This is a genomic window from Sinomicrobium soli, from assembly GCF_003285545.1.
In the GTDB taxonomy this organism is placed as follows: domain Bacteria; phylum Bacteroidota; class Bacteroidia; order Flavobacteriales; family Flavobacteriaceae; genus Sinomicrobium.
This window is the reverse complement of record NZ_QLNV01000019.1, coordinates 1-22178: the sequence shown is the minus strand read 5'-3', so window position 1 is coordinate 22178 and position 22178 is coordinate 1. Positions and strand designations below refer to the sequence as shown.

Annotated in this window: 19 protein-coding genes; 13 read left to right on the top strand and 6 right to left on the bottom strand. The window is 44.7% G+C overall.

What is annotated here, in order from left to right; translation table 11 throughout:
• Positions 1 to 219 precede the first annotated feature (219 nt).
• The 7 genes from DN748_RS17075 to DN748_RS17045 all read left to right on the top strand — a co-directional run bounded on the left by DN748_RS17075 (position 220) and on the right by DN748_RS17045 (position 6150).
• Positions 220 to 1683, top strand: coding sequence for an aminoacyl-histidine dipeptidase (locus tag DN748_RS17075; protein ID WP_112373051.1), 1464 nt, complete (start codon positions 220 to 222; stop codon positions 1681 to 1683).
• 93 nt (positions 1684 to 1776) lie between these two features.
• Positions 1777 to 2637: a helix-turn-helix domain-containing protein gene (locus DN748_RS17070; RefSeq protein ID WP_112373050.1), complete on the top strand. Its 861-nt coding sequence runs from the start codon at positions 1777 to 1779 to the stop codon at positions 2635 to 2637.
• A gap of 176 nt (positions 2638 to 2813) precedes the next feature.
• Positions 2814 to 3527: a pirin family protein gene (locus DN748_RS17065; RefSeq protein ID WP_112373049.1), complete on the top strand. Its 714-nt coding sequence runs from the start codon at positions 2814 to 2816 to the stop codon at positions 3525 to 3527.
• A gap of 131 nt (positions 3528 to 3658) precedes the next feature.
• Positions 3659 to 3943: a GNAT family N-acetyltransferase gene (locus DN748_RS17060; protein WP_112373079.1), complete on the top strand. Its 285-nt coding sequence runs from the start codon at positions 3659 to 3661 to the stop codon at positions 3941 to 3943.
• Positions 3944 to 4008: 65 nt separating this feature from the next.
• Complete coding sequence (locus DN748_RS17055) at positions 4009 to 4878, top strand: pirin family protein (protein WP_112373048.1); 870 nt, start codon at positions 4009 to 4011, stop codon at positions 4876 to 4878.
• 73 nt (positions 4879 to 4951) lie between these two features.
• Positions 4952 to 5488, top strand: a complete 537-nt coding sequence (locus DN748_RS17050; protein ID WP_112373047.1) for a YceI family protein — start codon at positions 4952 to 4954, stop codon at positions 5486 to 5488.
• 86 nt (positions 5489 to 5574) lie between these two features.
• Positions 5575 to 6150 carry a DJ-1/PfpI family protein gene (locus DN748_RS17045; RefSeq protein WP_112373046.1) on the top strand — a complete coding sequence of 192 codons (576 nt, stop codon included), beginning with the start codon at positions 5575 to 5577 and terminating at the stop codon, positions 6148 to 6150.
• Positions 6151 to 6175: 25 nt separating this feature from the next.
• On the opposite strand, the gene DN748_RS17040 is transcribed toward DN748_RS17045, so the two are convergent.
• The gene (locus tag DN748_RS17040) at positions 6176 to 6580 is read right to left on the bottom strand and encodes a type II toxin-antitoxin system VapC family toxin (protein WP_112373045.1); all 405 of its coding nucleotides are present in this window, start codon (positions 6578 to 6580) and stop codon (positions 6176 to 6178) included.
• Positions 6581 to 6583: 3 nt separating this feature from the next.
• Positions 6584 to 6823, bottom strand: coding sequence for a hypothetical protein (locus DN748_RS17035; RefSeq protein ID WP_112373044.1), 240 nt, complete (start codon positions 6821 to 6823; stop codon positions 6584 to 6586).
• A gap of 105 nt (positions 6824 to 6928) precedes the next feature.
• Between DN748_RS17035 and DN748_RS17030 the strand changes: the two genes are divergently transcribed.
• A complete protein-coding gene (locus DN748_RS17030) occupies positions 6929 to 8323 on the top strand; it encodes a dienelactone hydrolase family protein (protein ID WP_112373043.1) in 1395 nt (464 codons plus the stop codon).
• A 140-nt stretch (positions 8324 to 8463) separates the two neighbouring features.
• Here the strand turns inward: DN748_RS17030 and arsC are convergent, their stop codons facing one another.
• The 3 genes from arsC to DN748_RS17015 form a co-directional block, all read right to left on the bottom strand.
• The gene (arsC, locus tag DN748_RS17025) at positions 8464 to 8805 is read right to left on the bottom strand and encodes an arsenate reductase (glutaredoxin) (RefSeq protein ID WP_112373042.1); all 342 of its coding nucleotides are present in this window, start codon (positions 8803 to 8805) and stop codon (positions 8464 to 8466) included.
• Between the two features lie 58 nt (positions 8806 to 8863).
• Positions 8864 to 9962, bottom strand: a protein-coding gene (gene prfB, locus DN748_RS17020; RefSeq protein WP_112373041.1) for a peptide chain release factor 2 whose coding sequence is annotated in 2 segments (ribosomal slippage) — positions 8864 to 9898 and positions 9900 to 9962 — 1098 coding nt in all. Because the reading frame shifts where the segments join, the coding sequence is not laid out codon by codon here.
• A gap of 428 nt (positions 9963 to 10390) precedes the next feature.
• A complete protein-coding gene (locus tag DN748_RS17015; protein WP_146746638.1) occupies positions 10391 to 10852 on the bottom strand; it encodes a helix-turn-helix domain-containing protein in 462 nt (153 codons plus the stop codon).
• A gap of 629 nt (positions 10853 to 11481) precedes the next feature.
• Here DN748_RS17015 and DN748_RS17010 point away from each other — a divergent pair.
• From DN748_RS17010 to DN748_RS16990, 5 genes are all read left to right on the top strand, one after another.
• Positions 11482 to 12144, top strand: coding sequence for an RNA polymerase sigma factor (locus DN748_RS17010; protein WP_161554596.1), 663 nt, complete (start codon positions 11482 to 11484; stop codon positions 12142 to 12144).
• 158 nt (positions 12145 to 12302) lie between these two features.
• Positions 12303 to 13514 carry a FecR family protein gene (locus tag DN748_RS17005; RefSeq protein WP_112373038.1) on the top strand — a complete coding sequence of 404 codons (1212 nt, stop codon included), beginning with the start codon at positions 12303 to 12305 and terminating at the stop codon, positions 13512 to 13514.
• A 248-nt stretch (positions 13515 to 13762) separates the two neighbouring features.
• Complete coding sequence (locus DN748_RS17000) at positions 13763 to 17110, top strand: SusC/RagA family TonB-linked outer membrane protein (RefSeq protein ID WP_112373037.1); 3348 nt, start codon at positions 13763 to 13765, stop codon at positions 17108 to 17110.
• Between the two features lie 10 nt (positions 17111 to 17120).
• The gene (locus tag DN748_RS16995; protein ID WP_112373036.1) at positions 17121 to 18536 is read left to right on the top strand and encodes a RagB/SusD family nutrient uptake outer membrane protein; all 1416 of its coding nucleotides are present in this window, start codon (positions 17121 to 17123) and stop codon (positions 18534 to 18536) included.
• 65 nt (positions 18537 to 18601) lie between these two features.
• The gene (locus DN748_RS16990; protein WP_112373035.1) at positions 18602 to 21523 is read left to right on the top strand and encodes a M16 family metallopeptidase; all 2922 of its coding nucleotides are present in this window, start codon (positions 18602 to 18604) and stop codon (positions 21521 to 21523) included.
• Positions 21524 to 21660: 137 nt separating this feature from the next.
• Here the strand turns inward: DN748_RS16990 and DN748_RS16985 are convergent, their stop codons facing one another.
• Positions 21661 to 21993, bottom strand: coding sequence for a DUF6520 family protein (locus DN748_RS16985; RefSeq protein WP_112373034.1), 333 nt, complete (start codon positions 21991 to 21993; stop codon positions 21661 to 21663).
• Positions 21994 to 22178 lie beyond the last annotated feature (185 nt).

Genomic DNA, 22178 nt, shown 5'->3' with positions numbered 1-22178 from the left:
AATGACAGGGCTTTGTCATTCCGACGATAGGAGGAATCTCCGGGCTCTCCGTTATGTTGTTGAAGTTCCTTTGGGCCGGGATGGAGATTCTTCCCTCCGCTGCGCTCCGCTCTGAATGACATTTGCTAACTAAGAACTAACAACTAAGAACTAATAAACTAAACTATGCCAAAACAAAAGTTTGTGGTAATTTTGTAACAAACAACTAAGCACGACACCATGAATACAGAAATACACACCCTGGAGCCGAAGGAAGTATGGAGTAATTTTGCTGCGCTCAATGCCGTTCCCCGCGCTTCGAAGAAGGAAGAAAAAGTGATTGCCTTTATACTGGATTTCGGTAAAGAACTGGGCCTGGAAACCTATAAGGACAAAACCGGGAATGTGATTATCCGGAAACCGGCTACTCCGGGTATGGAGAGCAGAAAGACCGTAGTGCTGCAATCGCACCTGGATATGGTACACCAGAAGAATACCGATACCGATTTTGATTTTGATACCCAGGGCATACAGATGTATTTGGATGCCGACTGGGTCAAGGCACGCGGTACTACCCTCGGGGCCGATAACGGCCTGGGAGTGGCGGCCATCATGGGCCTGCTGCAAAGTACCGGGATCCCTCACCCGGCGCTGGAAGCCCTGTTTACCGTAGATGAAGAAACGGGGATGACCGGGGCACAGGGACTGGAAGGCGGGATTTTGCAGGGAGAAATACTGCTGAATCTCGATACCGAAGAAGATACCGAAATAGGAATAGGCTGCGCCGGAGGCATCGATGTTACGGCTCACAGGGCCTATAAGGAAAAAGATGTGCCGGAAGGGGTGGAAGCCTATCGTATTGTTGTAAAAGGATTACAAGGCGGACACAGCGGAATGGATATTCACAAGGGGCTGGCCAATGCCAATAAGATCATGAACCGCCTGTTGTTTGACGGTTTTGAAAGTTACGGATTGCGCATCGCTTCCCTGAGCGGAGGAGGCCTGCGCAATGCCATACCCAGGGAGAGCGTAGCCCTGGTGGTGGTAGATAAAACCCATAAGGATGCCTTTATCTATGAGTTCGGCGAAATGGGCAGGGATATCAAGAAGGAATTCCAGACCATGGAACCGTCTATGGAAATTGTGGCTGAGCCCGCTGAAATGCCACAACGGGTGATGGAACTGGGGGTACAGGAGGGTATACTGCGTTCGGTATATGCGGCCCATAACGGGGTATATCGTATGAGTGCCGAAATGAAGGGGCTCACCCAGACTTCCAACAATATAGCCCGTGTGGAAATAGGGGAAGGACAGATAAAAGTGTCCTGTCTTACCCGCTCGTCGGTGGAAAGTTCCAAGATGGACCTCGCCCATGCGCTAAGGGCTGCTTTTGAACTTTCCGGTTGCGAAGTGGAATTCTCCGGAAGTTATCCCGGCTGGAGACCTTACCTGGATTCGCCCGTGCTTAAGATACTCCGGGAAAAATATGAGGCACTCTTCGGGGAAAAACCGGAGGTGGCCGCCTGCCATGCCGGACTGGAATGCGGCATCCTGGGGCAGCATTACCCGAAAATGGACATGATCAGTTTCGGTCCCACCATCCGCGGGGCCCATTCGCCCGATGAGCGGGCCAGCGTTACCTCGGTAAAGAAATTCTGGAAATTCCTGCGCGCCATCCTCGAAGATATCCCGGAGAAGCAGTAGCCTTGGTTGCAGGTTTGTACCTCGGGCTTCCGGCCTCTGTTCCATTAAAAACCCGGCTGACGGAATTATAATTCAAAATTTTCCCCCATCGCGATGTCCCTCATAAAAACATATGCCAGTGTAAATCCTTCGGATAGCCGTATGGAGTTCCGTATACAGGATATGGGACAAATGTATAAGGACAGGGAGGGAAGAGCCGGAATGCCCCACCGGCACGATTATTATATCGTTATGCTCGTACTCCGGGGAAAAGGAGTGCATACCGTAGACTTTAACCGATATTCCCTTTCGGGCGGCCAGGTTTATTTTATCAGTCCAGGACAGGTACACCAGGTAAGGGATGACGAAAAACCCGAAGGGTACGTATTGAGTTTTTCCTCCCGGTTTATGGCAGAAAACCAGATAGAGCCCTGTTTTATCGACGATATAAACCTCTTTCACGATTACGGGGAATCCCCGCCGCTGCCGTTGGAGAAGGCGCAGGAACAGCAGCTTGAGAGCTATTGCCGGCAGATGAATGAGTGGAGTCATACCCCGGTCAGGTTCCGGTTGCAGGGCCTGGCTTCCCTGCTGCGGTTGTTCCTGATAAGCTGTAACAATGTATGTAGTCTGCACGGGGATAACCTGCAGGAATTACAGGGCGGCGGCAGCCTGCTGCGCGATTATAAGTCACTGGTGGAAGCTCATTTTAAAGAATGGCACCAGGTATCCCGTTATGCCGGAGCCCTTCATATAACGCCAGACCACCTGAACCGTACCGTAAAGGCCCTTATAGGAAAAACGGCCAAGGAGTACCTGCAATCGCGTATTACTACCGAGGCCAGGCGCATGTTGTATTTTTCCGATACTTCACAAAAAGAGATCGCCTATGCCCTGGGATTTGCCGAACCGGCACATTTCAGCAGCTTCTTTAAAAAATGTACCGGAGATTCCCCTTCGCACTTCAGAAGATAAGGCATATCGTATTTTTATAAGGCTTTCCCGTATTCTCGTATGTTCCCGTACTGTTTTTATGGTCAATTTTGTATGGACAAAGGAAGAAGGGTGAAGTACGGGGCAGACAGGTTGAACATTTGCACGCAACCTGTAACCTGTAACCCTATACGGGAATAACTTTTAAATTTATTCGTATGAAAACAATCGTTCACAGGGCAGACAGCAGGGGCCATGCCGACCACGGGTGGCTCAACGCCCATCACAGTTTCAGTTTTGCCAATTACTACAATCCGCAACGTATGAATTTCGGGGTGCTTCGTGTACTTAACGACGATATCATAAGTGGTGGTATGGGGTTCGGGATGCACCCCCACGACAATATGGAGATCATTACCATACCGCTCAGGGGCGACCTGGAACACAAAGACAGCATGGGAAATACGGGCCGTATAAAGAGTGGTGAAATACAGGTTATGAGCGCCGGGACAGGAGTATTTCACAGTGAGTACAACCCTGATCCCGACCGGGAAACAAACCTGTTGCAGATATGGGTAATGCCGGATAAGAGAAATGTAACACCGAGATATGACCAGATATCCATAAGAGAATATCACCGGAAGAACGAACTCTACCAGGTGGTGTCTCCCGATGCAGGGGCACAGGGTACCTGGATACACCAGGACGCCTGGTTTTTTCTCGGTGATTTTGACGGGGGTACCACCTCCTCCTATACCCTCAGGAAAAAAGGTAACGGTGTCTATCTCTTTGTGATGGAAGGCAGTGTGAGTGTCGACGGAGAAGTACTCGAAAAAAGGGATGCCATAGGAATTTCGGATACCGGTGCATTTACCGTAAAGGCGGAGAGCGAAGCCCGTTTTCTGCTGATGGAAGTGCCGATGACCCTTTAAGGATATTCCGCCCCGGGCAGCTTGCCCGGGGGATGGGGGAGCAGGGGTGTATTATTTTGCTTCCGGGATTTAAAGCATTTTTAACAGTAAAGAAACTGAGGTTTCTTAAATTTATACAAAACATTATGACCATGGGAGAAATAAAGCATATCCACAACAATAGCAAAGGGGCTTTTACTTATACAGAAGACGGGAAGCGCCTGGCGGAAATGGCCTATGTCATGGCCGGTGGGGAGAAAATGATTATCGAGCATACCGGTGTGGACGAGTCGCTCAAGGGGCAGGGTGTCGGTAAAAAACTACAGGCGGCCCTGGTGGATCATGTACGGGAAAACGGTATAAAGGTGGTGCCGCTCTGTCCTTTTGCCAAGGCGATGTTTGAAAGGAATACGGACTGGCAGGACGTTCTGGCCTGAAGCCCGAAGAACCTTTCTCCGAGCTTCGAGTAAAAAACTAATTAATCACATTAAAAACAGCAACAATGTCCAATACCAGTCTGATTATCGCAGAACGAAGCCGGGATATCGGGGATTTCCTGGTGGGGAGGCTAATTCCTTTCCGCAAGAAACGCATGGTGGGCCCTTTTATCTTTATCGACCATATGGGCCCGGAAAAAGTAGGCCCGGAAAAATATATGGATGTCGACCAGCATCCGCACATAGGGCTGTCTACACTGACCTACCTGCTCGAAGGAGAGATCATGCACCGGGACAGTATGGGGACGGCTCAGAAAATAACCCCCGGGTCGGTAAACCTGATGGTGGCCGGAAAAGGAGTGGCCCATACCGAACGTACCCCTGAAGCACTTCGGGGAGGAAAAGAATCGCTCGTGCACGGGTACCAGATATGGATAGCCCTGCCTCGGGAGCTGGAAGACATGGCTCCGGAATTTTATCACATAGACCGCAAAGACCTCCCTTCCTGGACCGAAGACGGGGCTTCCTTTACCCTGGTGGCCGGAAAGGGATTCGGGAAAACCTCACCGGTACCGGCGCATTCCGAACTCTTTATGGTATCGGTGGAAACCGGGAAGGACTATGCCCTGGATATTGCCGGGAACCTCGAAGGAGAGATCGGGATCTGTGTGGTGGAAGGCAAGGTCAACGCCTGCGGGGAAGAGGTCGGTAAAGGGAATATGCTGGTCTCCAAGCTGAATGACCAATGTGCATTACAGGTGGCCGGAGGGTCGCATCTGCTGCTCTTCGGGGGGCAGCCCCTGGAAGAGGAACGGCATATTTACTGGAATTTCGTATCTTCTGATCCGGTAAAAATAGAAAAGGCCAGGGACGACTGGAAGGCCCGCCGTTTTCCGGAAGTGCCGGGAGATGATACCTATATTCCGCTGCCCTGAATGGCAGGCTGGTATTCCGCAGGCATACACGAACAAATTACTGAAAAATAACATCATATAAATCTGAAAGAACATGGAAACAAGAAAAACAAGCTGGAGCATAGACCCGGCACATTCCGAAGTACAGTTTAAAGTAAAGCACCTGGTGATCTCAACGGTAACCGGGCAATTTACCTCCTTTTCGGGTGGGCTTGAGACGGATGGCGATGGTTTTGAACATGCAAAAGCCGTATTCGAAGCCGAGGTAAACAGTGTCAATACCAATAATGCCGACCGGGACAACCACCTGAAATCGGCCGATTTCTTTGATGCGGAAAACCACCCTAAACTTACTTTTGTCTCTACGGGTTTCAGGAAAACCGGCGATGACACCTTCGAAGTGACGGGCGACATCACTATTCGCGGAAATACAAAATCCATAGTACTGGAGGCAGAATACGGTGGTACCGCAGAAGATCCCTATGGCAATACCAAGGCCGGATTTGAGGTTAGCGGTAAACTGAACCGGAAGGACTTCGGACTGGAATGGAACGGACTTACCGAAGCCGGGGGTGTCGTGGTAGGCGATGAGGTAAAACTGATCCTCAACCTGCAATACACCAGGAATTAAAGTAAGGTTAAAGTACGGTATGCCTCACCGTACTTTCCCTGTTTTTGAGTATCTTTAATACACAAAAGACGTAAAAAACCAAACCCATGAAAAAAATACTTTTGCTTACCGGTGATTATGCCGAGGATTACGAGACTATGGTGCCCTACCAGATGTTGCTTATGGTAGGATATGACGTACATGCCGTTTGTCCCGGCAAGAAGAAAGGAGACACGGTAAAAACCGCGATTCACGATTTTGAAGGCGATCAGACCTATTCGGAGAAACCCGGGCACCGGTTTCAGCTCACCTATACCTTCGACCTGGTAAATCCCGAAGATTATGCCGGGCTGGTCATTGTGGGCGGCCGGGCGCCGGAATATCTGCGCCTCAATGAAAAAGTACTGGAAATCGTCAGGTATTTCTTTGATAAAGACCTTCCCGTAGCCGCCATTTGTCACGGGATACAGATACTGACCACCGCAGGAGTTGTAAAAGGGCGCACCCTTACGGCCTATGCTGCCGTAGGACCGGAAGTAACACTGGCAGGAGGGAATTACAGGGAGGTGCCTCCCACAGAGGCCGTAGTAGACGGCAACCTGGTCACTTCCCCGGCATGGCCCGGACACCCGGCGTGGATACGGGAATTTTTAAGGGTTATAGGGATCAGGATCTCACAGTAGCATCGTTACCGTTGTTATAAGTAGTTTATTTTCGGGTGAACCAATTTTCAAGTCTCAGGTTTTTGATAAACCGGAAATCTTTTGTGTTGTCGGTTACTAAAGTCAGTTTGTTGGCAAGAGCTGTAACACCTATGATTAAGTCAAATTCGTCGTGAAGCGGTGTTCCGTTTTTTCTCAAATAGACTTTGGTTTCGGCATATTCCTTTACTATCCCGAAAATAGGGATTACGGTCAATCCTTTGATAAATTTGTCTACGGCTTGATGAGACCTTTTCGGGTTGTCGCTGTTTTCCGCTCCATATTTGAGTTCAAAAACCGTAAGTTCCGATATAAAACAGTTATCAAGACCTTTTTGCCTGATGATGTCGTCAAAGTCCAACATTCCACGAAGAAAAAATATGCAGATATTTGTATCGAGCAAATATTGCATTAGCTAAAGTTTAAGGTCTCTTTTTCTGAACTTTCTGCTTTCCCGGATTTCTTTGGCGATTTCTTCGGCCGGTCTTTCAGAAGCAAATGCCCCGAACGAACTGAAAAATTCTTTTTCTTTTGACTTTTTACCTTTTTTGATCGACTTTACAAGCCGTTCGAGTAATTCTAATTTACTGACTGCGCTCAAGCCCTCGAAAAGTCCCGAATATGTTTCTACGATATGTCGCTCTGCGTGTGTCATTTCTTTGATCTTTTTACAAAGGTACTGATAATTCTTTTGTTTAGTTTTCCTAATGGTATTTTTTGGATTTTGCCGTATCTTGTACCTGCTTTTCAATAAAATAATATGCTGAAATATACGTTGAAATACGGTCTTGTGGCCCTGTGCCTTACGGTATCATTACACATTTTTTCCCAGGACCTCCATTTGCGGAAAGGGACGGTAAACGATTCGGTTGCGGTACCCGGAACCGAGCTGCTGAGTTATTCGGTCTATCTGCCCGACGATTACAGCACAGCGAAGAAATGGCCGTTATTTTTTGTCTTTGATCTGGAAGGAGGAAGTACAGGAGCCATCAATGCTCTTTTAGAGGCTCCGGGGGCGGGACAGGCGATACTTATAGCTCCTGACCAGCTTACGGAGGAGTCTTACGAAGCTAATTTTTATGTGGCCAAAAAACTGTTCGACCTGGTTTTCCGGAGTTTTTCGGTGGATAAGGGAAGAATATACACGGCCGGATTCGGGGAAGGAGGCCGGCTGGCCACGGCGGTGGCCGTGCTGTCTGATGATGTAGACGGGGTACTGGCCGTTGGTGGTGCCATACCGGGACATTCGTCATATGTTCCTGTCAAGAATGATTTTGTCTTTGTAGGGATGGCCGGAGACGAATCGACCTATTACCGGGAAATGCAGGGCACAATAAGCCTGCTTGAATCGCGGAAATTCCAGGCCCGGATGGTGGTTTACGATGGAAACGGGCATTACCCGGACGCCCGTTATACCGACCGGGCGCTGCGGATACTGACCCTGCAGTCGATGGCCAAAGGGGCGGTGCCCTCGGTACTTAAGGACTCTCTCTTTGAAGCGGATATGGTTTACAATAAATGGCTGGAGGGGCAGGGCAGGGCCCTGAATGCCTTTGATGAACTCGGCAGCATGCGGGAGCATTACCCGGAAGACAGGTTTAAGGATGTGCTGAAGGAACGGAAAAAAACACTCCGGAAAAATGATACTTTCCGCAAACAACGCAGGGACAGTTACGGGATTGAAGAAGAAGAGACGTTCTATATGGAAGATTACATCTCTTTTCTATCGGCAGATATACTCACCGGGGATACCGGGCAATTGCCTTCATGGGAAGGAGAACTGAACGCCCTTGACAAACCCGGTAAAGAGGGTAATATCCCCAGGCGTAAAATGGCCAGGAGGATAAGGAATATGCTGGAAGCAGCGATAGAAGCTACCATAGCGAAAGGGGAGCTGAAAGATAATCAGCTGCTGTTTGCCAATGCTTTCCTGGTATTGCTGGACCCGGAAGCGGAGGATGCCTGCCTGGAAGTGATCAGGTACAGCACAAAAAACAGTGAATATGGAATGGCCCTGTTTTACCTGGAACAGTTATTGAAAAACGGCTTTACCGATGTGGCCCGGCTCAATGCCATGGAAGATATCGCCCTCCTCCGTATTCTGCCCGAATACAGCGATATCCTGGAAGAGAACGGACTTAAAACCCTGTATTGACATCCCGAAAGCCCGACCAGGGGTCGGGACAGCGACTACGGTCGGACATTCCCCTGTCATTCAGAGCGAAGCGAACCCGCCTGTCCGGCCGGCAGGCAGGGAATCTCCACCCACGACCTAAGCACTTTCAACCTGTAACCCTAAATAACCCCTTCAATAGCTTCCGGCGGCCGTCCGATAACGGCTTTTTTGCCTGAAACCACGATGGGCCGCTCTATCAGTTTCGGATGTGCGACCATGGCCCTGATCACTTCATCGTCAGACAGGTCCTTGCCCCTGTACTGTTCTTTCCAGATGCTCTCGCCGGTACGCACCAGTTCTGCAGGGCGTATCCCGAGGAGTCTGATGATCCCTCGCAATTCCTCTTCCGAAGGCACATCTTCCAGGTACCTGACCACCTCGAAATCCTTCCCTGAGGCTTCCAGGATGGCAAGCCCCTGCCGGGATTTGCTGCAACGCGGATTGTGATATATCTTGATCATTGTTATGCATTTAAACAGTTATGAGTTCAACCGGCAACCTTCAACCTGCACTCCCGTCCTATTCTTCCTCTTTCTGCCCCATCATCATGAGATAAGCTTTGAGGAAGGGATCTATCTCTCCGTTCATCACGCCGTCTACATCGGTAGATTCCTTCGATGTTCTCACGTCCTTGACCAGTTTGTAAGGGTGCATTACATAGTTGCGTATCTGTGAGCCCCATTCGATCTTCATCTTTCCGGCCTCGATCTCTGCACGTTTTTCCTGCCGTTTTTTCAACTCGATCTCATAGAGCTGGGATTTGAGAAGCTGCATGGCCTTGGTCTTGTTGTCGAGCTGCGAGCGGGTTTCGGAGTTTTCGATCACGATACCGGTAGGGTGGTGGCGCAGCCGCACGGCGGTTTCCACCTTGTTGACATTCTGTCCGCCCGCCCCGCTGGACCGCATGGTCTCGAAGCTGATGTCGGCAGGGTTGATATCGATCTCTATACTGTCGTCCGCCAGCGGGTACACATATACCGAGACAAAAGAGGTATGCCGTTTGGCATTGCTGTCGAACGGGGATATACGCACCAGGCGGTGTACCCCGTTTTCTCCCTTGAGCCATCCGAAGGCAAACTCTCCCTCGATCTCCAGTGTTACCGTCTTTATCCCGGCCACATCGCCTGCCTGGTAGTTGAGTTCCTTTACCTTGTAGTGCTGCGACTGTGCCCACATCAGGTACATACGCATCAGCATGGAGGCCCAGTCACAACTCTCGGTGCCCCCGGCCCCGGCAGTGATCTGCAGTACGGCGCTCATGGCGTCACCCTCTTCAGACAGCATGTTTTTAAATTCCAGCTGCTCTATATGAGAAAGTGCCTGTGCGTATTGTGCTTCCAGTTCGTCACCTTCGGCTTCGCCCTCCTTGTAAAAATCGTACAGCACCTCCAGGTCGGCCACAAGGGTCTTGCCCTCTTCATAGCCCTCTACCCATTTTTTCTTACTCCGGAGCGATTGCATCAGCTTTTCCGCCTCCCTGGGATTGTCCCAGAAATCGGGGGCAAAGGTCTTTTCTTCCTCGTTCTGTATTTCTATGCGTTTGGCATCTATGTCAAAGATACCTCCTTAACGCGCCAAGGCGTTCAAAAAGGTCTTTGACCTGTTCTGTTGTGATCATATATTATAAGGTCTTCCGGGTGTAAGCCCCGTATTAAGTTTAACCGCAAAAATACTATTTAAGGGCAGTCCGTAAAACTTATTTACAGTATTTTTTTCCGGCTCTGGTGCTCGTTTGCAACGAGTACCTATTGTAATATTGTCATTCCGACCTTGGGAGGAATCTCTTTTGAGCTGTTATGCTGTTGAATTTGCTTTGCGCCGGGTTGGAGATTCTTCCCTCCGCTGCGCTTCGCTCTGAATGACAGGATATTGTCATTCCGACGATAGGAGGAATCTCCGGCCTTCCGGTTATGCTGTTGAAGATTCTTTGGTCCGGGGTCGAGATTCTTCGCTTCGCTCTGAATGACATTGTTGTCATTCCGACCTTGGGAGGAATCTCTTTTTAGCCATTATGTTGTTGAAGTCCCTTTGGTCCGGTTTAGGCGGCTATTTACTCCTGTACGAATTCCGACGGCCCTTTTTTGTGGTCTTCAGCCATCTGGGCAGGATATTGGAAAGCACGGCCGAGCTTGTACGTATACCGTCTTCCTCAAGCTTCAGGACCACATCCTTTGCAGAACGGGAAGTGTCGAAATATCCTTCCCGGATATATTCCCGGATGCGCAGGGTCAGTTTCTTCTTGTTTTTCCGTTCGGGAGAGAGCTCGAACCTCGGTTTCATCTCCAGCTCCATATCAAAGAGATCTTTCGGGTGCAGCCCTACCGCTATACATACTTCCACCAGGTAAGAAACCGTAGTATCCTTGCCGGCTTCGACATTCCGGACGGTATTATCCGAAAAACCGGTCATGTAGGCTACGTCTGAAACATCGAGCTTTTTCTTCTCTCTTTGCTCCTCTATCCTCTGCCCGATAAGCTTTAATACTTTCCTGTTAACATATAGCGACATATACCAAATAGAAAGATAAAACGGACAACGGTAAATAGTTTAACATTAATTTTTGTTGTTCACAAGTTTGTTTTATATATTTGTCTGGCAGTTGTTGTAGCATACGACATATTGCTATATTTGCGATACTTCTGAAAGCAAAAAATATTGGAAGCTATTCGCTTGAGGTCTCGATCTGAAAACTGGCACTTTTCATACGCACGGGACATAAGTGAAGACAGCTCACGACCCGGGCGTGGGCTCACTTATTCGTGCGTGGGTATGCCAGTACCTCAGATCGATGGGTGAGTACCGCGCCCACCCTTTTTGGGGCGTGTGTTTTTATTGTGCTGATATACAGGGGCATGTAATCCGACCGGAATACTGTAACGATCATTCGGGAAAAGAAGGGGAAAAGCGGATTTCAAAACATCCGCCGTTCAAATATTTTTTTGTATTTTGTTCATCGAAATTGCTAAATTTGAATCCAGGCGTGTTCGTCTTTTTTGTCCGGAACAACCAGGTTTGCGCAAACACCCTTCACCGATGTCGCATCCGTCAATGTCCCCTATATCTTTTCTGTTCATGACCTTACCGGCTGAGGTTTTATACGCGGGACAATGTGTTCCGCATCTAATTTATTTGGCACTATGACGGATAAAAAAAAGGACAACCGTACCTTCAGTGATCTGGACAACGGCGGGGCCCCGGCAGAACATCGCGATATAAGGCTCTGGGAAGAATTCCAGCGGGGCAATACAGATGCTTTCCGCGATATTTATGTGGAGCATATAGACGGACTTTTCAGTTACGGTATCACCCTGGTCAGGGACCCCGAATTTGTCCGTGATATTATCCAGGAACTCTTCCGCGAAAGCTGGGACAGGCGTAAAAACCTGGGACAGGTACGCAATATCCGGTCTTATTTTTACAGTGCGCTGCGCTTCAAATTGCTTCGCGCCGCGGTCAGGGAGCGGAAACTGCTCTATATGGTGGACGAAGACCTGCAGCAGCTGGAGAGTGACGAACTGGTCACACACGACAGCCGCTTTGAGGATGAGCAGCAGGACGACCAGCTGCGCAGCCATATAAGAACTGCCCTCGCCCGGCTGAGCCCTGCACAGCGGCAGATCATCCACCTCCGTTTCTACGAAGGACTGCCTGTCAGGGAGATCGTCACCATTACCGGCGTCAAAAAGAAAACCGTCTATTATCACCTGAACCGCGCCATCGACCTGCTTAAGGTACTGAAAAAGGAACTGTTTATGTTTACCCTCTTCCGCAGGTGCCTGGGGAGAATGAGAGTTTGTTGATTGCAACCTGTAACCTGTGACTCTCAATAATTTGTTTCCCAGTGTTTTAAAAATATTTTCAAAAAAAACTTCATTTTTTTCCTGGAATAAAGTTCCCGCGGTGTCACTTATATAACAGAGGCTTATTAAACCGACTCCCCCAAAACAAAGTCATTGATATGAAAAACCGTTTGAGAAGGTATAAGGCATACGATGTGGAGCAATTGCTTCGGGACGACTACTTTATACAGTGGTGTTGCAGGCCGGACAGGGACTCCGATATTTTTTGGGAAAAATTACAGCGCGAGTATCCCCATATGGAGGATACTGTTACGGCAGCCATGGAATGTGTGTGGTATCTCGGTGGGGAGCCCGGCAGGCTGTCGAAGGAACACAGGACCGGAATGTTGCATAAACTGCGTCACCATGCCGGGGCGGGAAAGACATCGGGGAGTGATAAGCCCGGAGTACGTCATCTGTCTTTTTCCCGTATCGGGATGGCTGCCGGTTTTTCAGCAATAGCCCTGTTTATGGTACTCGGGGCGTGGTATATGGGATGGTTCGGCGGCGAACCATCCGATAGCGGCGTCCCGCAGGTCACCCTGCAATTGCAGGATGGCAGTGAACAGGTGATCGACGGGAGCCGTACTGCCGAGATCACCACGGAAAAAGGGCAGCGGGTAGGAAGCCAGCAGCAACAGATGCTGGTGTATGACCGCGGGGAAGAGCCGGAAGGCAAGCCGGATTATAACCTGCTTAAGGTACCCTATGGAAAAAGGTTCGGGATTACCCTGTCTGACGGTTCCCGGGTGTTTCTCAACGCGGGTTCCTCCTTGCACTACCCGGTGGCTTTCAGCCGGGGCACGCCCCGTAATGTCTATCTCGACGGCGAGGCGTTCTTTGAGGTGAGCAGGGATACCTCCCGCCCTTTTACCGTGATCACACAGGAGATGGAGACCCGGGTGCTGGGCACCCGGTTTAATGTTACCTCCTATAAAAACGAACAACAGGCCTATACGGTACTGGAGGAAGGCAGCGTAGGAGTGTATTCCGGGGAGGATGCCGGGAACGGCATGGTAACCATAGCGCCCGGCCAGCGTGCCCTGTACGACCAGGGGCATATAGAAGTAGAGACGGTGAATGTCGAGAAGTATACCGCCTGGACCCGCGGGGAACTCTATTTTCAGAATGATCCCTTCGGCCTGGTCATGCGAAAACTCGAACGGCATTTTAACGTTGCCATAGAAAGCCGCTATCCCGAACTCGACCATATCCCCTTTACCGCAACCTTCCGTGGAGAAACCCTCGAACAAATACTGAATGCCTACCGGTTACACACCCCGTTCCGGTATACCCGCAATGGTAATACCATCGTGATTACTGCCCCCTGACATAATATGAACAAAAAAACACTGGTACATGAAGTAGACATTTACACTTGATGACAGGGTATATACATTTTTATTTTTACGGTTAACCGTAAAAATAAAGAAAATGACGGAAATACGGTAAAAAAAGTTTTAGATATGATTTTAATATGCTGTTTTTCAATATTTAAAAAAATGTATTTACCCTGGTTTTACAACTTTTCGCCCATAACCGGCTAACTCATATTAATCAACCGAAATACCATTTATTTATGATGAAAAGTATCTCAATCCTTCGAATACCCGCCCCTGTGGAATTACGGGGACCGGCAATACGGCTTACCGGTTTTGTATTGCTGTTCCTTATGGCCATATTCCGGGTACAGGCCCATGACCATATCCGCCAGAACGCAAAGCTTACCCTGAACATGGAATCCGTTACGGTACTGGCCGTGATGGAAGCGATAGAGTCACGGACCGACTTCCGTTTCCTCTATTCCGAAAAAGACCTCGACCTGCAGCGCAAGGTGACCATCCGGGCCCGTAAACAGTCACTGGAAACCATCCTGGCCACCTTATTCGAAAATACCCCCATCACCTTCAGGCTGCTGGACCGGCAGATCGTACTCTCCGCAAAACCCGAAACGGTTAAGGGCAAGGCCCATATCGTCCCGGCAGCAAAGGCCGATGAACTACCACCCCAGCAATTGGTCAGCGGTACGGTAACCACCACCGAAGGCCAGCCCCTGCCCGGGGTAAATATCATCGTAAAAGACCGGGGCCACGGCACCATGTCGGACGAAAACGGGGCGTGGAGCATCCGGGCCGCAGTTGGGGAGATCCTGGTGTTTTCGTTTGTGGGGTTTAAAACCCGGGAATATATGGTGGAACAAAGCAATACCCTGGACGTGGTGATGGAGGAGGATGTGAATACGCTGGATGAGGTGGTGGTGAATGCGGGGTATTATAAGGTTAAGGATAGGGAAAGGACGGGGAGTATAGCGAGGGTTAGTGGGGAGGACATAGAGTTACAACCAATTGTGAGTCCGTTGGAAACTCTATATGGGCGAATGGCCGGAGTAGAGATCTCCCAGCAGGACGGTATGCCGGGAAGTGCCCCTATTATAAGAATAAGAGGGCGGAACAGCTTAAGGGATGATGGTAATTATCCCTTGTATATTATCGACGGTGTTCCTGTAAATTCAAAACCTATTGAAACGGATATAGGGGTTCGTCAAGGTAATTTACTAATGAATAATTTGGACCCCCTAAGCACATTAAATATATCAGATATAGAGAGTGTAGAGGTTTTGAAAGATGCAGATGCTACTGCCATCTATGGTTCAAGGGGAGCGAACGGAGTGATTTTGATTACTACCCGAAGAGGAATAGGATGGAATAAAAAAACACAGATTGAAGCCAGGTGGTATACTGGGATTGGACAGGTAGAAAGGAAGATGAAATTGTTGAATACAGAGCAATATGTGGAAATAAGAGAAGCAGCTATGACAAACGCTGAAAAGATACCTGATGGAACAAATGCTCCTGATATAATATTATGGAATACCAACCGTTACACAGATTGGCAGGAAGAATTATTAGGAGGAACAGCCTCTATTAATAATGTTAATCTTTCTGCTTACGGAGGAAACTCTACTACCTCTTTTCGTATAAATGGATCTCTGCAATCACAAGGAAATGTCTTTCCTGAAGAAATGCGTAATAAAAGGCTCACTGTAGGGGCTAGTATCAGTCAACGTTCTGAAAACAAGAAATTGGGCTTGGATTTAAAAATCAATTATGGTATTGGATTAAATGAATCTATGGCTGTAAATGATATAGTAAATGCTGCTTATAAATTACTGCCGAATGCGCCTCCCTTATATAATGAAGATGGTAGTTTGCATTGGGAAGAATGGCTATTGTTGAACATGGATAATCCGCTGGCTGGAAAACATTCTCCTGTCAATACGGAAACACATAATATAATAAGTAATCTAATGGTTTCATATAAGTTATTCCAAGGATTTATTGTTAAGAGTAGTTTTGGATATACCCGAATGACAAATGAAATTTTAGGTAAGAACTTCATAGACCGTTTAGCTCCACCATTAAGAGAAGGTGCAGACCATGTAATGAGAAAAGGTTTTCAAAAAAGATTATCATGGATCATTGAACCGCAAATTACTTATGGAACAACATTGGGAGAGGGAACTCTTAACACTTTGGTAGGTGTTACATTCCAGAAGAATGAAAGTGATCGTTTCGGAGTCGTGGGAACAGGATTTGCTTCGGAATCTTTAGTAGGTGATTTGAGATCTGCAGAATCTTATATGATTACGGGGGTCGGTTCAAATGAATATAAATATAATGCTATTTTTGGACGTATTGGTTATGATTATCAAAAGAAATATTTGATCAATTTTACAGGTCGTCGAGATGGCTCTTCCCGTTTTGGTCCAGGCAGACGCTTTTCTAACTTCTGGGCTATAGGGGGCGCGTGGATATTTACTGAAGAACCGTTTGTAAAAAACTATTTGCCGTTTTTGAGTTTTGGAAAACTACGTGGTAGTTATGGGACGACGGGGAGTGACAATGTCGGAGATTATCAATATCTGGATGCATACCAATCTACTGATGGCCCTGGAGGACTATACCCAACAAGATTATTTAATCCAGATTTTGTTTGGGAAGAAAATCGTAAGCTTGAAGCTGCTATTGAATTGGGTTTTTTCAAAGATCATATTAATATTGGTTTAAGTTGGTATCGCAATCGCTCTTCTAATCAATTAATCAATTACCCTTTACCAGCAATGACAGGTTTTACGTCGGTAACTGCCAATTCACCTGCAACTGTCCAGAACACAGGTTGGGAAATGGAAGTATCCACTTTAAATATCCAAAATAAAAACTTAAGGTGGCATACTGCATTTAATATCAGCTTTTCTAAAAATAGGTTAATTAGTTTTCCAAATATAGAACAGTCTTCTTATGCTTCTTTATATATGGTTGGTTATCCGTTAGAAACTACTCCTCGTTTCAAATTTATAGGAACAAATCCGGAAACCGGTTTTTATGAGGTTGAAGATGTCAATCAAGATGGAAGATATGATCAGGAAGATATGATAATAAGGAAAACGAGGGGAAGACAATATTATGGAGGGATAAGTAATAGTATTTCTTATAAAGGATTTCAATGTAATTTCTTAATAGATTTTATTAAGCAAAAAAATCATAAAGGTTTACCATTCACAGATGGTGCTCCCGGTGTTTCTGGTTGGTACAACAACCGCTCTATACAGGAATATGAGGCTTGGAAGAATGGAGAAATGTATATAGAAGATTCACCAGCCTTTTATTCTACTTATTTAATAGCAAATAGGAGTGATGTTTTAGGATGGGTAGATTCATCATTTATAAGACTTAAAACTTTGTCTTTAAGTTATGATTTACCCAAGATTTGGTTAGACAATTCTGGAATAAGTGCCTTAAGAATATTTATCTCAGCACAAAACCTGATAACAATAACGTCATATCCGGGAGTGAACCTGGAGTCTCCTCCACTTATAGCATTACCACCTTTACGGATGGTCACAGGAGGTGTGCAACTAACACTTTAACTGATTTATTATGAAAAGATATATATATATACCGGTATTAGCATATAGTTTTTTTTTATGCTCTTGTGAGGATTTTGTAGAAATAGATACACCTAATTTCGAAATGGTAAGTACTGATATATTTGCTAATGAAGAGACAGCCCGTGTAGCAATCAAAGGAATATACAACCAATTACGTCCTTCATTTTTTATAGGAGGAATAAGTGTATATGCAGGTTTTTCAGGGAATTTAATTCGTCCGAGAATATCACATGAGATCTATGATGCATTTTGGCAGCATGAGCTAAGCGCTACAAATAGTCCGGATGCTACCACAAACTTGAATATTTGGAGTAGTGCGTATAATATAATTTACCTCTGTAATAGTCTTATGGAAGGAATAAACAATTCGGAAAATTTATCAGAGAAATTTAAAGATAGCCTGAGGGGACAAGCCATGTTTATTAGGGCATTTACGTACTTTTATTTAGTAAATATCTATGGAGATGTCCCTCTGTTACTTACTACAAATTACAAGATAAATGCATTGGCGTCTATAGATAATCAGGAGATCGTCTGGGATCAGATCGAAACAGATCTGCTAGAGAGCATGAACCTTCTGAAAAATGAGACAGCATATCCCGAAGAAGAAAGATTTTATGTTACACACCACGCAGTTCTGGCACTATTGTCTCGAGTATACCTATATAGGCAGCTTTGGGACAAGGCTGAAGAATATAGTAGTATGCTTATTGAACAAACAACTGATTTTGAAATTCTGGACGATTTGGACCAGGTTTTTATGGCACACAACCGGGAAGCTATTTGGCAGATCGATCCAATGGGAGGGTATGCAACAAATATTGTTACCGCTGAAGGAAAGGCATTCGCAATATTAGTATTGACATTTCCCGGATTTACCCATGTTCAGGGAATAGCGTTGCTTGCAGATCATTTTATATTGAATTTTGAACATGATGATCAGCGTTTAGAGAAATGGATAGGAGCGTATGAACAGGGAGGGGAGGAATACAATTATATTTATAAGTATAAGGAAAACCTTTCTTCTGTGAATAACAAAGAAGCTACGGTAGTTCTCAGATTAGCTGAACAATATCTTATCCGTGCGGAGGCACGTACTCATTTAAAAAAAATTGATTTAGCCATATCTGATCTTGATGTAATTCGAAGTAGGGCTAATATCAATCTACTTAGTGCGTATCCCGGAGAATTGAATCAGGAGGAATTATTGGATAGTATAATGCTAGAGCGTAAACGGGAGTTTTTCGGAGAGTTCGGACACAGATGGTTTGACTTAAAAAGGATAGGAGCTATCGAAGAAGAATTTTCTAATTCACCGACCTGGCAGGCAATAGATGCATGGTATCCTATTCCGGATGAAGAACGACAGAAAAACCCCAATTTGGGGCAAAACCAAGGATATTAAAATAGCGTTGTCTCATTATATGGCAACGCTCTCGTCGATATATAAATTTTAACACTCATTATATTATGAAATTTTACCGCATTGTAATATCACTCTTTTTTTTGGGGTTTGTTAATTATACATTCGCTATATCATTAAGAATTAACAAATCACATGGAGATTCCCTTCCGCTAAATTCCACTGTTGTACATGACATTTTACCCAATGGTTTTACCTACTATATAAAACCTGTACCGGAGGCTCCCAATATTACGATCTATCTATGGGTAAAGGCCGGAGGGGCTAATCAATTAAAGGGGGAATCTCTTGCAGCACATTTAATAGAGCATTTACCTCATAATGGAACCAAGAATTTTCCGGGGGGCTTTATTGAATACCACCCTGCATTTAAACCATATGGTGTAAAAAGCGAGGCAGGGACTGGTTATTATCGAACTGAATATCAATTGAGTATATCTGATGATAATCTGAATCAAGAGTTGTTGGATTCCTTATTGTTATGGTTTCGGGATATTAGCGATCTAGATATTTCTCCCTCCGATGTCCGAAAAGAAGCAAACATTCTCAAACAGGAATTTAAAAGAGTAACACGTAAACCTTCTTCTTCATATTTTTTTGCAGAATATAAACGTCGTTCTATTGTATTTCCATGTTTGAATGAGGTTCTTAATGATTTTTCTGATTTTTTCGACAATATATCTTCAGAGGGAGTTACTAAGTTTTACCAGAAATGGTATCGTCCTGATTTAATGGGGTTAGCTGTAATTGGAAATATAAAAAAGACTGAAATAATTGAAAGGAAAGTGAGGAATACCTTTTCAGATATACCACTGCCTTCCTCCCCGCTACCTATTAATATTTGTACGGAATCCTATCTGAATAGTTCTTCTAATTTTGGTATTGTAGAAATAAAGTGGGAGGGAAACGTAATCCCTGAAGATAAAAGACCATTGGAAGTATTCTTAAATTACAGAATAAAAGATAGTAACCTGAAAAAAGGATATGGCAAAGATAAAATTCAAGCCGACTTATTACAAGAAAGTTTGCAGAATCTTTTGAAGTATAGGTTAAATCATGATGAAATTGCAGCAAGCTTTATACAATCAAACTGGTTGGATAAAGGACTGCCATATTATGAAATACATTTTAAAGAAGGAAAAAATAAGGAGAAACAAAGAATTCAGCGGATTACACAATTATTGTCAAGCATAAAAAACAAAGGTTTTACTTCAGAGGAATGGATAAAGGTAAGAAACAGCCTGATCGAACAACTTGAAAGTAAGGACACAACTTCGGGAAGGTATTGGTACTATCAAATTGAACAACATTTTGTTTTAGGAAGGGCTTTTCCAGATAACAAGGAAGATTTTCTAAAACAAATACTTATGTCTTTGACTATAGAAGACATTAATAGATATGTCAAAAATAATATGGGTATAATACCAGATGATATTACAATGGTTGCACCGTCAGGGCATAAGGCCTTTTCTTACTCAGAGAAGGAGGTGAGGGAGTGGATTCAAAATGTTCTATCAAAACCAATTGACGATTATAAGCCTGATGCTAAAAAAGCAAATTTTGAAGAAAAAAAAGTGACTCCAACTATAATGTCACGGCAGCAAGCTGAACAATTGAAGCCGGTTAGTATTGAAAGAAAAGCTTTTGACTCTATAACTAAATCTGAAATTATCACCCTTCAAAATGGAATAAAACTGATTTTAAATGGAGAGGAATCTAAAACAAATACTAAAGGCTATATCAGTATACATGGATATAGGCATGGTGGTGCGGATCTCTTCAAAGAATCAAGCTATTATTCTGCTTTGAATGCTCCAAGTTTGGTACATTACGCAGGTATAGGAAATATGAGTAATGAAGAACTAGGTCAGAATTTGTTTCGTGTTGGCCGTCAAAAACAAGAAATAACTTATATCAATAACAATACATCAGGTATAAAAATTACGGGTAGAGAAATAAGTGCAGAAGAAATAATGCAGTTGATCTACCTATACATATCTCAACCCAGAGAAATAACAATGGAAGCTGAACAGAATTGGATAGAGCAATCTAATTTTAACTATTTTGATTCTTATGTTCCGGTAAGTTATCGTGACTTTATTGAAGCCCAGAAAGACTTTTTAGGTGATAGAATTAAAAGAGGTACGGTTTACCCCAGTATATTTTCGACTAAACGTTTTTATGGAATCGGAAAAACAGACAAAAAGAAATCATATGACATTTATAATCAACTTTTTGGTCATGCCGCTGAATTTACTTTTATAATTAATGGAGTTTATTCCAAAAAGGCCATCCTTCCTTTATTGCAGAAATATCTTGGAAATCTTCCGAACAAAAACAAAATTGTCAAACAGATGGGCCGGATACAAAGACTAGTTCCCTCTGGTCCTGTATATAAGGAGTTTTTTCTGGAAGATTTAAATCCTGGTTATAAGATGTATGGCCCACAATATGAGCTGGTTTATAGATGTAAGGTTGATGATATGAATGATTGGTGGAAAGACAATGAAAGACTTAAAATGATTAGTGAATTTATAAGTTCCAGAGTTGATCAGTTGAGATTTAAGAACAGATTTGCATTGTATGATATTTATGTTTATTCAATCTTTAATCCAGCTTTAAAAGTTTGCGAACTCAGGATTAATTTTGATACAGAGGCAGAAGAGTTAGAGGGGCTAAGAAAGGAATGTGAAAATATTATTCAAGAGCTTATAGACAAACCAATTGGTAAGAAAGAGTTTAAGATAGTCTGTAAAAATGATATTTACCCGAGATATATAACTGAAAAAAGTGAACAGCTCTCCGATGACGAAATATTTGATTATTACAGGTATAATATCCCCCTATTTGATAAAAGGGAAAGAAATCGTTTTATCCATTCCTTAACTCCAGAAAATATGCAGGAAACAGCAAGAAAATACTTTGTAAAGGAAAACAAATATGAGTTTGTGTTAAAGAATAACAAATAAATATAGAATGTTGCCAATGGCAGCATTAGTTCAAAATAAAAAACTTTTTTAAAATTTTAAAGGCCGTCCATTAATAAGATAGGACGGCCTAATAAATTAATCTACTCTGTGTGTGTAAATTTATTAAAATCAATATGTTAATTAGCTATAGCTACAAATTCAAGATCAGATTCCCGGAACTTTTTAGGAATGCCGCTTGAATCTAGTGCAGGAACTGTATTACCGGTTGCAGTGTCATAAATGAAGACAGGGTATAATTCACCTGGTAAATCAACACCGGAGTCATCTGTAAGCTGAACTTGACAATCAGGCACGATATCGTTACACTGAACGTCAACCTGCCAATATGCACCACCTCTTTCTATGACTTCAATTAAGGCAACATTTTCACTAACTTTCACATATGCAAAAGACATTCCAATAGCCATTACAAAGGCCACAACAGGTAAAATAAACTTAAATTTTTTCATGATTTCTAAGTATTAAGGTTTATACTTGCTTACTCTGTTACATCAGGTTTTCAGCTTTCCCTGCTTTTGTTGCGCAACAAAATATTTTGGTTATCGCAGAAGTCCGGTGTATCCGTCCGGGCAATTACACCTGGTTACTCTTCTTCGTATTGGGTTGTAAAAGCAATGTCTTTACCTTCAGCTCT

Excerpts from the sequence above, each read along its gene's own strand:
- DN748_RS16990 (WP_112373035.1), top strand. The coding sequence starts at position 18,602 with ATGAAATTTTACCGCATTGTAATATCACTCTTTTTTTTGGGGTTTGTT.
- DN748_RS17030 (WP_112373043.1), top strand. The coding sequence starts at position 6,929 with ATGCTGAAATATACGTTGAAATACGGTCTTGTGGCCCTGTGCCTTACG.
- DN748_RS17060 (WP_112373079.1), top strand. The coding sequence starts at position 3,659 with ATGGGAGAAATAAAGCATATCCACAACAATAGCAAAGGGGCTTTTACT.
- DN748_RS17045 (WP_112373046.1), top strand. The coding sequence starts at position 5,575 with ATGAAAAAAATACTTTTGCTTACCGGTGATTATGCCGAGGATTACGAG.
- DN748_RS17050 (WP_112373047.1), top strand. The coding sequence starts at position 4,952 with ATGGAAACAAGAAAAACAAGCTGGAGCATAGACCCGGCACATTCCGAA.
- DN748_RS17075 (WP_112373051.1), top strand. The coding sequence starts at position 220 with ATGAATACAGAAATACACACCCTGGAGCCGAAGGAAGTATGGAGTAAT.
- DN748_RS17035 (WP_112373044.1), bottom strand. The coding sequence starts at position 6,823 with ATGACACACGCAGAGCGACATATCGTAGAAACATATTCGGGACTTTTC.
- DN748_RS17055 (WP_112373048.1), top strand. The coding sequence starts at position 4,009 with ATGTCCAATACCAGTCTGATTATCGCAGAACGAAGCCGGGATATCGGG.
- DN748_RS17005 (WP_112373038.1), top strand. The coding sequence starts at position 12,303 with ATGAAAAACCGTTTGAGAAGGTATAAGGCATACGATGTGGAGCAATTG.
- DN748_RS16985 (WP_112373034.1), bottom strand. The coding sequence starts at position 21,993 with ATGAAAAAATTTAAGTTTATTTTACCTGTTGTGGCCTTTGTAATGGCT.
- DN748_RS17065 (WP_112373049.1), top strand. The coding sequence starts at position 2,814 with ATGAAAACAATCGTTCACAGGGCAGACAGCAGGGGCCATGCCGACCAC.
- DN748_RS17040 (WP_112373045.1), bottom strand. The coding sequence starts at position 6,580 with ATGCAATATTTGCTCGATACAAATATCTGCATATTTTTTCTTCGTGGA.
- DN748_RS17010 (WP_161554596.1), top strand. The coding sequence starts at position 11,482 with ATGACGGATAAAAAAAAGGACAACCGTACCTTCAGTGATCTGGACAAC.
- DN748_RS16995 (WP_112373036.1), top strand. The coding sequence starts at position 17,121 with ATGAAAAGATATATATATATACCGGTATTAGCATATAGTTTTTTTTTA.
- DN748_RS17015 (WP_146746638.1), bottom strand. The coding sequence starts at position 10,852 with ATGTCGCTATATGTTAACAGGAAAGTATTAAAGCTTATCGGGCAGAGG.
- arsC (WP_112373042.1), bottom strand. The coding sequence starts at position 8,805 with ATGATCAAGATATATCACAATCCGCGTTGCAGCAAATCCCGGCAGGGG.
- DN748_RS17000 (WP_112373037.1), top strand. The coding sequence starts at position 13,763 with ATGATGAAAAGTATCTCAATCCTTCGAATACCCGCCCCTGTGGAATTA.
- DN748_RS17070 (WP_112373050.1), top strand. The coding sequence starts at position 1,777 with ATGTCCCTCATAAAAACATATGCCAGTGTAAATCCTTCGGATAGCCGT.